This is a genomic window from Algoriphagus boseongensis (assembly GCF_004362805.1).
GTDB lineage: Bacteria > Bacteroidota > Bacteroidia > Cytophagales > Cyclobacteriaceae > Algoriphagus > Algoriphagus boseongensis.
Genome location: NZ_SNYF01000005.1, coordinates 754,818 through 768,194 on the forward strand (window position 1 = coordinate 754,818; position 13,377 = coordinate 768,194).

16 protein-coding genes are annotated in these 13,377 nt (G+C 40.6%); 6 read left to right on the forward strand and 10 right to left on the reverse strand.

The window, feature by feature from the left end; all coding sequences use genetic code 11:
- From DFQ04_RS03265 to DFQ04_RS03300, 8 genes are all read right to left on the reverse strand, one after another.
- Positions 1 to 699 carry an SGNH/GDSL hydrolase family protein gene (locus DFQ04_RS03265; protein WP_133552639.1) on the reverse strand — a complete coding sequence of 233 codons (699 nt, stop codon included), beginning with the start codon at positions 697 to 699 and terminating at the stop codon, positions 1 to 3.
- Positions 700 to 704: 5 nt separating this feature from the next.
- Positions 705 to 1,745, reverse strand: coding sequence for a S66 peptidase family protein (locus DFQ04_RS03270; RefSeq protein WP_133552641.1), 1,041 nt, complete (start codon positions 1,743 to 1,745; stop codon positions 705 to 707).
- 84 nt (positions 1,746 to 1,829) lie between these two features.
- Positions 1,830 to 2,417 (reverse strand): hypothetical protein, encoded by a 588-nt coding sequence (locus tag DFQ04_RS03275; RefSeq protein ID WP_133552642.1) that lies wholly within the window; start codon positions 2,415 to 2,417, stop codon positions 1,830 to 1,832.
- The gene (locus tag DFQ04_RS03280) at positions 2,407 to 2,919 is read right to left on the reverse strand and encodes an RNA polymerase sigma factor (protein WP_133552644.1); all 513 of its coding nucleotides are present in this window, start codon (positions 2,917 to 2,919) and stop codon (positions 2,407 to 2,409) included. The genes DFQ04_RS03275 and DFQ04_RS03280 overlap by 11 nt, the downstream gene beginning before the upstream one ends.
- Positions 2,916 to 3,770 (reverse strand): alpha/beta fold hydrolase, encoded by an 855-nt coding sequence (locus DFQ04_RS03285; protein ID WP_133552646.1) that lies wholly within the window; start codon positions 3,768 to 3,770, stop codon positions 2,916 to 2,918. The genes DFQ04_RS03280 and DFQ04_RS03285 overlap by 4 nt, the downstream gene beginning before the upstream one ends.
- A 64-nt stretch (positions 3,771 to 3,834) precedes the next feature.
- The gene (locus DFQ04_RS03290; RefSeq protein ID WP_133552648.1) at positions 3,835 to 5,136 is read right to left on the reverse strand and encodes a D-alanyl-D-alanine carboxypeptidase; all 1,302 of its coding nucleotides are present in this window, start codon (positions 5,134 to 5,136) and stop codon (positions 3,835 to 3,837) included.
- Positions 5,114 to 5,509 carry a DUF423 domain-containing protein gene (locus DFQ04_RS03295; RefSeq protein ID WP_133552650.1) on the reverse strand — a complete coding sequence of 132 codons (396 nt, stop codon included), beginning with the start codon at positions 5,507 to 5,509 and terminating at the stop codon, positions 5,114 to 5,116. Before DFQ04_RS03295 ends, DFQ04_RS03290 begins: the two co-directional genes overlap by 23 nt.
- Positions 5,506 to 6,186, reverse strand: a complete 681-nt coding sequence (locus tag DFQ04_RS03300) for a YggS family pyridoxal phosphate-dependent enzyme (RefSeq protein ID WP_133552652.1) — start codon at positions 6,184 to 6,186, stop codon at positions 5,506 to 5,508. Before DFQ04_RS03300 ends, DFQ04_RS03295 begins: the two co-directional genes overlap by 4 nt.
- 156 nt (positions 6,187 to 6,342) lie before the next feature.
- Here DFQ04_RS03300 and DFQ04_RS03305 point away from each other — a divergent pair, with 156 nt between their 5' ends.
- The 3 genes from DFQ04_RS03305 to DFQ04_RS03315 all read left to right on the forward strand — a co-directional run bounded on the left by DFQ04_RS03305 (position 6,343) and on the right by DFQ04_RS03315 (position 8,201).
- Positions 6,343 to 6,966 carry a LysE family translocator gene (locus DFQ04_RS03305; RefSeq protein ID WP_133552654.1) on the forward strand — a complete coding sequence of 208 codons (624 nt, stop codon included), beginning with the start codon at positions 6,343 to 6,345 and terminating at the stop codon, positions 6,964 to 6,966.
- A gap of 32 nt (positions 6,967 to 6,998) precedes the next feature.
- The gene (locus DFQ04_RS03310) at positions 6,999 to 7,604 is read left to right on the forward strand and encodes a DUF6992 family protein (RefSeq protein ID WP_133552656.1); all 606 of its coding nucleotides are present in this window, start codon (positions 6,999 to 7,001) and stop codon (positions 7,602 to 7,604) included.
- A gap of 72 nt (positions 7,605 to 7,676) precedes the next feature.
- Positions 7,677 to 8,201: a DUF4136 domain-containing protein gene (locus DFQ04_RS03315; RefSeq protein WP_166637243.1), complete on the forward strand. Its 525-nt coding sequence runs from the start codon at positions 7,677 to 7,679 to the stop codon at positions 8,199 to 8,201.
- A gap of 71 nt (positions 8,202 to 8,272) precedes the next feature.
- Here the strand turns inward: DFQ04_RS03315 and DFQ04_RS03320 are convergent, their stop codons facing one another.
- Both DFQ04_RS03320 and DFQ04_RS03325 read right to left on the reverse strand, forming a co-directional pair.
- The gene (locus DFQ04_RS03320) at positions 8,273 to 8,449 is read right to left on the reverse strand and encodes a histone H1 (RefSeq protein ID WP_133552660.1); all 177 of its coding nucleotides are present in this window, start codon (positions 8,447 to 8,449) and stop codon (positions 8,273 to 8,275) included.
- A gap of 102 nt (positions 8,450 to 8,551) precedes the next feature.
- Positions 8,552 to 9,802, reverse strand: coding sequence for an aminotransferase class I/II-fold pyridoxal phosphate-dependent enzyme (locus DFQ04_RS03325; RefSeq protein WP_133552662.1), 1,251 nt, complete (start codon positions 9,800 to 9,802; stop codon positions 8,552 to 8,554).
- Between the two features lie 182 nt (positions 9,803 to 9,984).
- On the opposite strand from DFQ04_RS03325, the gene accC reads away from it, so the two are divergent.
- Genes accC through DFQ04_RS03340 form a run of 3 tightly spaced genes read left to right on the forward strand, consistent with a single transcriptional unit; the run spans position 9,985 to position 13,347 of the window.
- A complete protein-coding gene (gene accC / locus DFQ04_RS03330) occupies positions 9,985 to 11,481 on the forward strand; it encodes an acetyl-CoA carboxylase biotin carboxylase subunit (RefSeq protein WP_133552664.1) in 1,497 nt (498 codons plus the stop codon).
- Positions 11,481 to 12,779, forward strand: a complete 1,299-nt coding sequence (locus DFQ04_RS03335; protein ID WP_133552666.1) for a DUF1015 domain-containing protein — start codon at positions 11,481 to 11,483, stop codon at positions 12,777 to 12,779. Before accC ends, DFQ04_RS03335 begins: the two co-directional genes overlap by 1 nt.
- Entirely contained in the window at positions 12,760 to 13,347 is a 588-nt protein-coding gene (locus DFQ04_RS03340) for a Maf family nucleotide pyrophosphatase (RefSeq protein WP_133552668.1), read from the forward strand. Before DFQ04_RS03335 ends, DFQ04_RS03340 begins: the two co-directional genes overlap by 20 nt.
- Positions 13,348 to 13,377 lie beyond the last annotated feature (30 nt).

A 13,377-nucleotide genomic window follows, 5' to 3' on the forward strand; every position in this document is an offset into this window, starting at 1 on the left:
CTAGAATTTCATTTTTTGAACCTCTTTAAGAATTTTTTCAGTCCATCTGGAATAGACTAAGCCAGAGGGATGAAGTTGATCGTCGACCACCATTTCAGGCTTCGCTCCGATCTTTCTATAGTCTTTAGTGATCTCAACGAAGGCTACTCCATATTGGCTACATATCTTTTCTTTTGCGGAGTTATAGGCGTCAATTTCACTGGCTACCTTTTTAGGATCTACTCCTTTATTTGTTGCAAAAGGGGAAACTCCCCAATCTGGGATCGAAATCACGACCACGTGCTCTTTTTTGCCCCTGGCTAAAGAAATAGCTCTTTTAAGCATGGCCTCAAATTCTTTTTCATAATCTGAAACTGGTCTGCCTCGGTATTGATTATTTACGCCAATGAGTAAGGTGACCAAATCATACCCTTCAGAAGAAGTATTCGCCGCTTGAATTCCTGCTTCCAATTCGTCCACTGTCCAACCTGTTTTGGCTATGATTTGAGGTTTGGAAAAGGAAAATTTTCCTTGTTGGGCTAATGCTGATACCAATTGATTCGGATATCGCTCGTTTTCTGCAACTCCCTCACCAATGGTATAACTATCGCCTAGCGCTAAATAGGTGAGTTTTTCTTCTTGAGGAATTGAGTTTTCAGTAGTGTGAAGCATGGAAATTATCAGTAAACCAAAAGTGAAAAAGGAGGAAAATAGATTCATCGTATTTAAGATTGAAAGATAGGCTCTGTTAAAGTGATAGTTCCTTCGTTAGCATTTAGTCTGACTTGGGCACCTACAGGGATAATAAATTGTTTGGGAATATGACCAATCATAGCACCGATATAGGCTGGAATTCCTAAAGGCTTGATGTATTGGTCCATGATTTCATCTACGGTCATTGCCCCATATCCACCTCCGGGTTTGCAGTCATTGCATTGTCCAAAAACAAAGCCTTTGATTTTGCTTAAGGTGCCATTCAATTGTAAGGTACTCATCATCCGATCGATTCGATAAGGGTCTTCTCCGATGTCTTCAATGAATAAAATAGCATCTTGAAAATCAGGATAATAAGGAGTCCCTGATAAAGCTGAAAGCACGGTCAAATTTCCTCCCAAAATCTTTCCTTCAGCGATGCCGGAAGTAAGGGTTTGGATTCTGTTGGCCTTGACTACCAATTCATCACCTTTGCTTGCTTCGTTTTTATAAGTGACTAATGACTTTTCAAAAAACACTTTTTCAAATTGCTTTACATTAAAGCTATTCCAGCTTCCTGATCCATTTGGTCCATGGAAAGAAATCAAACCAGTTTGGCTATGAAGAGCACAATGTAGAGCCGTGATATCCGAATAGCCTAGAATCGGCTTAGGATTGTTTTTGACAACAGAATAATCTATCAAAGGCAGAATTCTAGCTGCTCCAGATCCTCCTCGAATGCAGATAATAGCTTTGATTTCGGGGTTCGCAAACATCGCATTAAGATCTGCGGCTCTTTCCTCATCAGTCCCAGCCAAATGACCGAACCGATTTTTGAGATTTTCTCCCAAAACTACCTCAAATCCCAAGGCCTCCATCGCTTCCTTGGCATAGGTGAATTCCATTCGGTCAGCAGTAGCCGCAGAGGGACTGATTATCCCAACTTTATCTCCTTTTTTGATAGGATTGGGTAAAAGTCGAATGGGCGAGGAGGATTTTTTTGAATCAAAACTCAGAAACGGGGCTGTGGCAGCTACCAATCCTATGGATTTGAGAAAAGATCGTTTGTTCATGTTCAGAGAAATTCAGGTGGAAAAATACTTTCTTTTTCTGATACATGCTTTATGAATTACCCTGTCCATTGACAGGGTTTGAATTCAATTTTTTAATTCTGACAGTAATTTTTCCAGACTCTCGATGATAGGTTGGGAATTTTTTTCAAAGGCCTTTCTCTTTTTTCTTAAAGTAAACCACATGACGAATGCTATCAATAGCGTAGCACCAATGTGGGCACTCAGCCTAGCTTGTAAGCTAAGTGGAGCCAAAACTGCCAAATATCCCAGATTAATGGCCACAGCCAATAAAACACCATAGGTTATCATGTGCTTTTGGATGATTTTTCCGCGGAGTTTTAGCTTTTGGATATGTTCCTCCAAATAGTCCCGTTGATTGTATAGGTCAGAATTTTCCACCTTTCTAAGGAGTGATTTGCTGTTTAGCCAGATTACCCATCCCATTCCAAGGCTGATAAGTAAGAGAGCGAGTAGACCAAATACACTGTCTTTAAGCGGAAGAACAAAAGTCAAAATTACAATGGTAATCGGAGTGCAAATCAGTCCAATCATCCATTCCATTTTTTGCTTCTTTTCAGTGGCTTTCATTTGCTGAATTAGTCCACTGAGGTCAAAATTAGTGGCTTTCTGGCTTTGCCAAAGTTGCTGTATATCGTTGAAATTAGTTTCCATGAGTTTGAGGATTGAGTTTTTGAGTAAGCGTGGCTTTGATTCGGTTGACTTTGACTGCCACATAGTTTTCAGAAATGCCAGTGATTTCTGAGATCATTTTGTAAGGACTTCCTTCAAGAAGAAGGGTTGCAATGACCCTGTCGAGTTTAGGGAGTTCGGAAATAGCGGAATAAAGTAGCTGAAGCTGATTTTCAGTTTCTGAAATTTTGTTTTCAGGCTCTGCAAAATCCAGATGATCTGGTATTTCAGAATTCTTCTCCTCCTTCTTTTTTTCTTTTGCCGAAAAGGTCAAAGCAGTATTGTAAGCGATTCTGTAGATCCAGGTGCTGATTTCGCTTTCACCTTTGAATGAGTCTAGATTTCTCCAGATTTTGATCAGAATCTCCTGAAAGAGGTCCTTGGTAAGGTCTGGATCTCTCATAAATCCCAAACAGAGTCTAAAGACCTTGTCCTTGTGATCCTGGTAGATCTTTTCAAACTGTATTTCTTTCTGGGACTTCATTTAAGAAACTGATTTAATTGTTCCAAAAACCACTCAGGGTTGTCCCACATGATAAAATGATGAGCTGTGGGAGCCATTTCAATTTGGACATTTTGAGCCAATTGGTATTGATTTTGAAAATTTTGTAGCACACTTTCCTCTGTCAAACCATAGTTTTTCCCAGAATACCAAGCACCTAAAACCAATAGTGGAGTATTCACTTCGGCTAAATCCTCTCGGTAGTCATTAGTCATCAACTCATACATAGCTTGGGCCGTGGTCAATCTGTCGCTTTGCAGGCTCCATTCTACCGCCAAAGGCAATTTTTCCGAATTGGAGGTCATGATTGGTAGGGTAGCTTCTTGCTGAGCCCGATATTGAGCTGGACTTTGAGCAAGCATTAATTCTTTCATTTGCTCGGCCATTGGCCTCATATTTTCGGCTGAAGCTGCGGGATTGAAGGCTGCGGAATAGAAGGGGTAGGAGTCCACTATGACTGCTTTTTCGATTTTATCGGGAAGATTTTTTGCCAAGTGAAGAGAAAGAAATCCTCCCAAACTGTGTCCAATAAGGATAATTTGTTTGGGTTGCTTCTTAATATATTCCTCCAGCAAGTTTTCCATAGTAGAAATGAAACCAGCCTGTAAGTCTGTGGAAGGATTAGTCCCAAATCCTGGAAGGGTAACTACATGACATTCGAAATTTTGGGAAAGATTTTCCACAGTTTCATCCCAAACCTCTCCGGAAGAAGCGAGTCCAGGAATCAGTAAAACAGCAGGTCCTTTTCCGGAAACTTTTACTTGAAGCTCTTGGGAAAAGCTCAAGGATACGTTGGAGAAAATCACAAAGAATAGAAGAATAAACTTTTTCATGGGTTTAGTTTTTTCTTCTTTAGACCCAGTTAGGTGAAAAACCTTACAGAGAAATGAAAAAAATTTAAAAAATATCTCTGACCAGAATCATCACCTTTTCTACTTCTTTTCGGACAACTGAAGCAGAGTAAGGATAATTGGAATTCATAAAGGCAAAACAATAGGTTTTACCACTTTTGGTTTTGATCAAACCTACCAGACTGTAATTGTTACTCATGGTGCCGGTTTTGGCAAAAATATAAGGCTGAGCAGCTTGAAAGCTGTTTTTCAAAGTTCCTGTTTGTCCTCCGGTTGGTAAAAGCGAGTAAAGTTGACTTTCTGGAAGAACTCTGTAAAGCTTTTCCATCAAAGCCACCATAGACCTTGGAGTAAATAAATTGTGTCGGCTAAGGCCGGAACCATCTACCCATTTTGGCGAATCAGGTAAGTCTCCTAAGTAGGTTTTTACCATGTATTCAATGGCTCGCTCCGTATCCAAAGTTTGGAACAGGCGATCGGAAACCATAAAAAGCATCTGCTCAGCAATGAAATTATCGCTCTCCAGCATCATTTCTTGGAGCAAAGGGGCCAATGCAGCACCTCTCCAAATCTGATTTTCTGCCGGTAGTTTTTCTGGTTTATAGATCCATTTTTTACCGGTGATTTCTGTGGCCAATTCCACCGTCAATTGAGGACTGGTGATCAAAGGGATAAATCTTTCTCCGCCTGAGAAGTTGTTTGGATTGTATTCAAACCCATTGGAATGGAATTTTCGCTCCAATTCTCGAATGGTCCTATCAGTTATAGAAATGGAGGATTGAAATCTTTTAGGGAAGACTTCGGGGCGATTGCCGACTTTTTTGACCTCTACTAAATTCCCATATATCGGCAGGCTACTTCGCTCTGCAGAATAGTCATAATAGTAGTCATCCCATTGCCATCCATACCCGAAAGCTGGAGAAACTTGATTGGCATCTGAAAATTGGATGATTTTGTAGGGTGAAAGAAATTTTTGAAAATCAGGTTGTTTGAATTCCTTGTACTTCCAACTTGGATCACCGCTTCCCCAGATTTTCAAAGTATCTCCTGAACTCACATACCGAAGCGTTTGCGTACTGTCTTGCAGGATCAGGCTTGCTGCGAACAAGGTCCAAAGCTTGGTTGTCGAGGCAGGGATAAATCTGATCTGAGAGTTTTTTTCAAAAAGTACACGCTGGGAATCCAAATCATAAAGCAGGAATCCCGTGAGATGCCCGCTAAAAAAGCTTTGATCCCCGAGGGCCCGGTCCAAGGCAATGTAGTTTTCCCTACTTGTCTGGGCCAGTCCTTTTGAAACCAAAAGGAAAAAAAGGAGGGTAAAGAGTTTATTTGGTAAGGATTTGATCATGTCTCAAAGCAGCATAAAACAATCCTAGCCATCCCATGATGAACCCAACTCCTCCAAGTGGAGTGATGGCTCCCAGCCATGTGATTCCACTTAAAGAAAGAATGTAAAGGGAGCCTGAGAAAATCAAAATTCCAAGAATGAAAGACCAAGCCACGAAGTTTAAACTCTTCCATTCTGGCTTGACCAGAGCTAAAATACCCAAAAGGAATAGGGCTAAGGAATGATAAAAGTGATAGCTAACCGCTGTTTGATAGGTTTCTGTTCTTCCGGTTTTTTGTAAAATATCAGCCAATCCATGCGCTCCAAAAGCTCCCAAACCAACGGCCAAGGCACCAAATAGTCCGGCGATCATCAAAATTGTTTTTCCTTTCATGCTCCAGAATAATTTCTAGCTCCAAAAATAGCTGAACCAATCCTCACCATCGTACTCCCTTCTTCTTGGGCAATAAGATAGTCTCCGCTCATACCCATGGATAGCTCTTCCAGTTTTACAAAGTCAGGAAGATTTCTTGTTTTTAAGCTTTCAAAAAGAGATTTCAGACCTTTGAATTCTTTTCTGATTTGGTTTTCATTTTCTGTAAAAGTTGCCATTCCCATTAGGCCTTTTATGGTCACATGGGTAAGGTTTGAAAATTCAGGAGAGTTGAGCATTTCCTCCAATTCCTTTAAGTCAAAACCGAATTTACTTTCTTCTTCAGCAATGTGAATTTGAAGCAAAACAGGAATTTTTCGATCAATCTTTTTGCCCTGCTTATCAATTTCTTTGAGCAGCTTAAATGAATCTACCCCATGAATCAGGTAGACAAATGGAGCGATGTATTTTACCTTATTGCTCTGTAAGTGTCCAATCATATGCCAGCGAGTATCATTAGGCATTTGGGGTTGTTTCGCTTGGATTTCCTGAACCTTGTTTTCTCCAAAGTCCCGAATTCCAGCTTCATAGGCAGCTTTGAGATCCTCAATGGGTTTGGTTTTGCTGACAGCAATTAATTTGCAACCTGGATTAATGAATGATTTTTTTACTGTTTCGAGATTGGCTTTGATGTCCATTTTCAAATTTTTGTATTCACATTTGCCAAAAGGCTTCAAACAAAGATATCGCAATCCTTAGCAATTTGTTTAAAAACAAGCTCAATCCCTCGAATAAGAATCATTATGAATCAAACTTTGGGTTGCTCATTTCCAATCACTCCAAAAGCTAGTTAAATGGAAAGTTCCCTTCTGGAAGGTGTGAGTATGGGTCTCTTGCTAAGTGTAATAGTTGGTCCCGTATTTTTCACACTAATCACTAATAGCCTCCAGCATGGCTTTCGGTATGCGATGGTTTTGGCCCTTGGGATTTTGTGCAGCGATACCCTGTATGTTTTGCTTACCTATTTTGGAGTGAAGCTATTAGCGGATGTTTCTCTCTTTGAGAAAATACTGGGATATGTTGGAGGACTTATTTTAATAGGTTTTGGCTTAAAGTCTTTACTTAAAAAGAGGGTTGAAAGACCGAATACAGGTGGTTTGAGTTTTTCCAACCTCTCGAAAAAGACTGCATTTGCAAAAGGATTTGGAGTCAATGGGGTTAATCCTTTTGTCCTTTTATTCTGGATTTCTATTGCAAGTTTGGTTTCCCTGAAGGTGAATTGGACCAAAGGAAATGTGTTTGCTTATTATTCTGGAATACTAGTGACGGTCTTTTGTATTGACCTTCTCAAGGCTTTTATAGCCAAGCAGCTTTCGAGATTTGTAACTCCAAGGGTGATGGGAATCCTGAATAAAACCGTAGGCCTCTTGATTATTTTTTATGGAGTGAGGATGATTTACCTGACTTGGATAAAATAAAAACCAATCAACTTATTCCTAGTTTTAAACCTATGAAAGCATCCAATTCAATCCGTCTCGGAATATTTCTACTGGTTTTTTTCGGACTTGGAGTTATTCCTTTGCTGGCCCAAGAAATTCCCGCTCTCAAAGATTTCAATTCGGTTAGACTGGATTACAACCAAAAAGGAATGTTGATTTTGGGTTCCTGGGCAGTTGGAAATATGATATGGGGTGGGATAGGGGCCAGTCAGACTTCTGGGGAAGTGAAAGCTTTTCACCAAATGAACCTCTATTGGAATACTGTCAATTTAGCCATTGCTGGTTTTGGATATTGGCAAGCTACTAAGGAAGTTCCCGGAACTGATTTTTGGGCAACCCTTGAAGCTCAGCAAGGAATTGAGAAAGTTCTTTTGGTGAATGCTGCTCTCGATGTAGCCTACATGGCTGGTGGCTTGTATTTAAAAGAAAGAGGACTGAGAAAAGACAACGAACGATTGGTGGGATTTGGGAAGTCTATTATCCTTCAGGGGGCATTTTTAATGGCTTTTGACGGAGTTATGTATGGTTTTCATCATGCGCATGCCAAAGATTTGCCTGGGCTAGTTCAGAATTTAAGCCTAGGTCCAAATGGTTTTTCTTTGATTATTCCGCTTTAAATTCTGATCCGTGAAACTTTAGGTAGAAAATCAACGTAATCTTTCTTAATTTTCAACCTAACCCAAAAAATGATGAAACGAATTTTTATACTAATGGGAGTTGCAGCCCTAATGTTCTCTTGCAAAGTTTCCGATACCATAACCATTGATTCTTTATCCGACAAAGAGAATATCAAGGGCTATCAAACTTTTAAAATGGTAGAGACTCCTTTCAAGGAAAAGCGAAATAATGAACTCACCAAGGTATTTCAAGATCGTCTTCTGGAATATGGATTTGAGCAATCAGATGAAAATCCAGACTTTTTGATTCAATCTGTTTTGGTGACTAGGGAGTTTATCCAAGAACTTGGTCAAACTTATGCTTCACCCGGTCCATTTATTTATTCGCCCAATGGGATCAGTGGCTCCTCGGGAGGAAGAAGTAAGTTTGTAATTAATAAGGGGATGATCGGAAAAGTGATTTTTTTAATTCAGGATGCCAATAACTTGGAAATTGCCTGGATGGGGGTTGGAACAGGGGTTCTTACAACAGGAAATCGATTTGACGAGGAAAAGCTTTCAATTGCCTTAGACCATTTATTGGCATCGATAGATTAGAAAATTCAAAAAATTAAATGGCATAAAAAAAGGGTGATCTTTCGAACCACCCTTTTTTATCTTGTTTCGGATCAACCGGCGTTTTTCTTGTTCTGAACCTCGGTTCTGATATCCTGAGCCAAATTCTTTAGCTCTTGCATACCTTTTCTCACTCGAGTTCCAGCAGCCTGATTTCCCTTGTCATAAAATTTTTCGAAATCAGCTTCTAAGCTCATTACTAGATTTTTTACTTCACTAAATCTGCTCATAGTAAAAGTTTATTTTTTAGGTTGATGATAAGTTTACTGTGATCGAATATAGTCCAAATACTTTCTAATTCAATCCAGAGGCCTTTTTTTTTGAAAAATTTTTTATTCTCCAAAAGAAAGAGCGATCTCAGAATTCTTGTAAACTCCAGAAACCAGCTTGTCTTTTACCGCAGCAAAAGCCGTTATGGTCTCTTCCACATCAGCCAAGGTATGAACAGCAGTTGGGATTAATCTCAAGATAATCATGCCTTTAGGCACCACTGGGTAAATCACCACTGAACAGAAGATTCCGTAGTTTTCTCTCAAGTCCATGGAAAGTGCTGCGGCTTCACCCACAGTTCCGTTCAAAACCACTGGAGTTACCGGAGAATTTGATTTACCGGTGCTAAAGCCATTTTTATGCAAGCCATCGCGAAGTGCATTGACGATTTTCCAAAGGTTATCTTTCAGCTGAGGCTGTGTTCTGATTAGTTCAAGACGCTTAAGAGCACCTTCAACCAAAAGCATTGGAAGAGATTTCGCGAAAATCTGAGAACGCATATTATATCTCAAAAACAAAATCACATCAGCATCTCCGGCGATAAATGCACCAATAGATGCCATAGATTTTGCGAAAGTGGAGAAGTAAAGATCGATCTCATCTTGAACTCCTTGCTCTTCACCTGCACCAGCTCCGGTTTTACCCAAAGTTCCGAATCCGTGGGCGTCGTCAACCAAAAGTCTGAATTCAAACTTTTTCTTTAGCTCTACAATTTCTTTGAGCTTTCCTTGGTCTCCGGTCATTCCGAATACACCTTCAGTGATCACCAAAATTCCACCGCCAGTTTCAGCGGCTAATTTGGTAGCTCTTTCCAATTGCTTCTCGCAGCTCTCGATATCATTGTGAGGGTATACATAGCGCTTACCCAAATGCATCCTCAAGGCATCAATAATACAGGCATGACATTCGGAGTCATAAACCACCACGTCTTTTCTATCCAAGATAGAATCGATCACAGACATGATTCCCTGATAGCCATAATTCAACAGGTAGGATTTTTCTTTGCCTACGAATGCAGCCAATTCGTCTTCTAATTGTTCGTGAAGATTAGTTTGGCCGGACATCATACGGGCTCCCATAGGATAGGCGGCGCCCCATTTGGCAGCAGCGTCGGCATCAGCCTTTCTGATTTCTGGGTGGTTAGCAAGTCCGAGGTAGTTATTTAAACTCCAAGTGAGAACTTCTTTTCCCTTGAATTTCATGCGGGGAGCAATTTCGCCCTCAAGTTTAGGAAATGACCAATACCCGTCAGCAAACTCAGAGTGTTTGCCCAAGGGTCCCATATTCGTTTTTAATTTTGCAAATAGATCCAAAGCAGTTTGAATTTAGTGTAAATGCGAGTTGAGTGATTTTGGATTAAAATCGGCCAAAAATAAGATTATTCTACCTTTGAACCAAAAATCAGTTTTTTGGAATTTCTGTCCCCAAATCCTCAGATTATTTTCCTTATTTCGCTTTTGGACTTCTTGTCTACCCAAATAATCTTTAGTGAACTATGCCAAATATTAAAAAGCTACTAGTCGCCAACCGTGGGGAAATTGCCCTCAGAATCATGAGGACAGCCCGTGAAATGGGTATTTCCACTGTTGCGGTTTATTCCGAAGCTGACCGACTTTCTCCCCATGTAAAATTTGCAGATGAGGCCGTTTGCTTAGGGCCTCCGCCTTCCAATCAATCCTATTTATTGGGAGACAAAATAATTCAGGTTTGTAAGGAATTAAATGTAGATGCAATCCATCCAGGATATGGATTCCTTTCAGAGAATGCAGGCTTTGCAAAAAAAGTAACTGATGCAGGGATCATTTTTGTAGGTCCTTCTCCTGAATCAATTGAGGTGATGGGAAGTAAATTGGCAGCAAAGCAAGCTGTAGCCAAATACAATATTCCTTTGGTGCCGGGTACAGAAGAGGCTATTTCGGATATTTCTGCTGCGAAAAAGAAAGCCGCCGAAATTGGCTATCCGATCTTGATCAAGGCTTCTGCTGGGGGAGGAGGAAAAGGGATGAGGATAGTAGAATCCGAAGTCGAATTTGAGGAGCAAATGCAGCGAGCTGTATCAGAGGCTCAGTCTGCTTTTGGAGATGGGGCTGTTTTCATTGAGAAATTCATTACTTCTCCGAGACATATTGAAATTCAGGTTCTTGGTGATCAGCATGGAAATACTGTTTATCTCTTTGAAAGAGAATGCTCCATCCAAAGACGTCATCAAAAAGTAATTGAGGAAGCCCCTTCAGCGGTGGTTTCGCCTGAAATGCGAAAAGCCATGGGTGAAGCAGCTGTTGGTGTAGCCAAGGCGTGTAATTATTATGGTGCAGGAACTGTGGAGTTTATCGTCGACGATCAATTGAATTTCTACTTTTTGGAGATGAATACCCGTCTTCAAGTGGAGCATCCGGTGACGGAGATGATCACTGGGAAAGATTTGGTACGAGAACAAATTCGAATTGCCGAAGGAAATCCCCTTCCATTTGCCCAAGAAGACTTAAAAATCTACGGGCATGCGGTGGAAATTCGGGTTTATGCAGAAGATCCGAAAAACAACTTTTTACCAGATATCGGAAAGTTGATCACTTACAGAAGACCTCAAGGACCTGGAATTAGGGTAGATGATGGATTTGAGGAAGGAATGGATATTCCGATTTATTATGATCCGATGATTGCCAAGCTGATCACGCATGGAGAAAATCGTCAAGATGCGATCGACAGGATGATTCGCGCCATCAATGATTATAGAATCACGGGAATTGAAACCACTTTGGATTTTTGCCGATTTGCCTTGCAGCATGAAGCCTTTACCTCAGGGATGTTCGATACCAAATTTGTAGAGAGGTATTTTACTCCTGAGAAACTAGAACCTGTTTTTTCTGATGAAGAAAAGCAGATTCTGGCTGCAATGGCTGTGGTTTTCTATGAAAAAGAAGAGAATAGAATCAACCCAAAAACTCCAAAAAACACCTTACCTACCACCAACTGGAAAAATAGATTGATCTGATGGCGGAGATTTTACCCCTAAAAGCTTGGAGGTATGGAGATCAGTTTAATGGAACTATCGAAGAATTAACTGCTCCTTTGTTTGATGTAGTTTCTGCGAAGCAGCGGGAATTATTGTATCAAAATCCTCTGAATAGCATTCACCTTTCAGTACCTCAGGGAGATTTTCCAGCTGAAAATGCGGCAAGAATCCTAAAGAAATGGAAAGAAGACAAGATCCTCGTTCAAGATTATCTTCCGGGAATCTATGTGTATTATCAGTATTTCCGACTTCCGGGAGATTTGGAGGAGCGATGCAGAAAGGGTTTTATCGCTCAGATAAAGGCCTATGATTGGGAAGAGAAAGAAATCCTTCGTCATGAAAGTACTATTGTCTCTGCTGTTAATGACCGGATAGATTTGCTCAAAGCCACTGAAATCCAGGTAAGCCCGACCCATGGCTTGTATGAAGACGAAAGCAATGAACTTGAAGCCTACATGGATGCGGCTATGTGTTCGCCGATTTATGAGTTGGAGGATTACCAAGGTGTTCGCGAGGTCTTGGCTGTGATCCATGATGCAAAAGTTATTTCCAGGTTTTTGGCCGTTTTGAAAGAAAAAAAAGTAATTCTGGCTGACGGACATCATAGACTGGAAGGAGCTATTGCTTACCGAAAGCAACAAGAAAATACATTCCCAGATGCCAAATGGAAAGGTTCTGATTATCACTTGATGTATTTGACTAATGTGCATGGGAATCATCTTAAAATTCTTCCTACCCATCGTTTATTTTATGGTTTAGAGATTGGGGAGCAGGAGTTGTTAGAAAAGCTAGGGGAGTGGTTTGATATGCGTGTTTTCGGAGATCCTGAGGAATTGACTACCTATACGTTTCAAAGACAATGGTCCTTTGGTTTGGTTTTTCAAGAAGTGGCCTGGATCATCAAGCTAAAACCTGAAAAATGGGGTTTGGTGAGACCCGAACTTCCAGAAGCCCTTCGTAAGCTGGATTTGGTGGTTTTGCATGATGTGCTTTTTGAGAAAATCCTTGGCCTTAGTCCCGAAGATCAACGGAAATCAGATCAATTGGCCTTTGAACGAAATTTCTCCAGATGCATACGTGAGGTGAAAAGCGGTAAGGCAAGCTTTGCCATAATCACCCGAGAAATAGAATTGTCTCAAGTTCTGGATGTTTGTAAGTCCGGAACTGTAATGCCACAAAAATCTACTTACTTTTATCCAAAAGCGCTGGGAGGTTTGCTCTTTGCAAGCATCAATCAAGCTGAATTTGACTACGATTATGGAGCCTTTCTTAAATAAACTCAAGGATAAAAAAATCATTTTGGCCTCTGGATCACCTAGAAGGCAGGAGTTGCTCAAAGGGCTTGAGGTAGAATTTCGTGTTCAGTCTTTGGATGTGGACGAAACAATTCCTGATGAAGTTCCTGCTGAGTATGTTGCAGCCTATTTGTCCAAATTAAAAGCGGATAGTTATCCTCAGGAGCTTTTAGAAGGAGAAATTCTCATTACCTCAGACACGGTGGTAATCGAAAAGGGGCATATTCTTGGAAAACCTCAGAACGAGGAAGAAGCTTTTGATATGATCAAGAGTTTATCTGGATCCACCCATACGGTAATGACGGCGGTTACACTGAAGGATAAATCAAAAAGTACCACTTTGGAAGATGAGGCAAAAGTGACTTTTCGATTTTTGGAAGAAGATGAAATTTGGCATTATATCCGGAAATACAAACCATTTGACAAGGCTGGAGCCTATGGGATTCAGGAATGGATTGGGTTTATTGGAGTGAGTTCAATTCAGGGTTCATACTTTACGGTGATGGGATTTCCCTTGCATCTAGTCTATGAGCAACTGAAAAAATGGTGAAATTCCCCTTTGGGTGTAGCTCAATTGTCC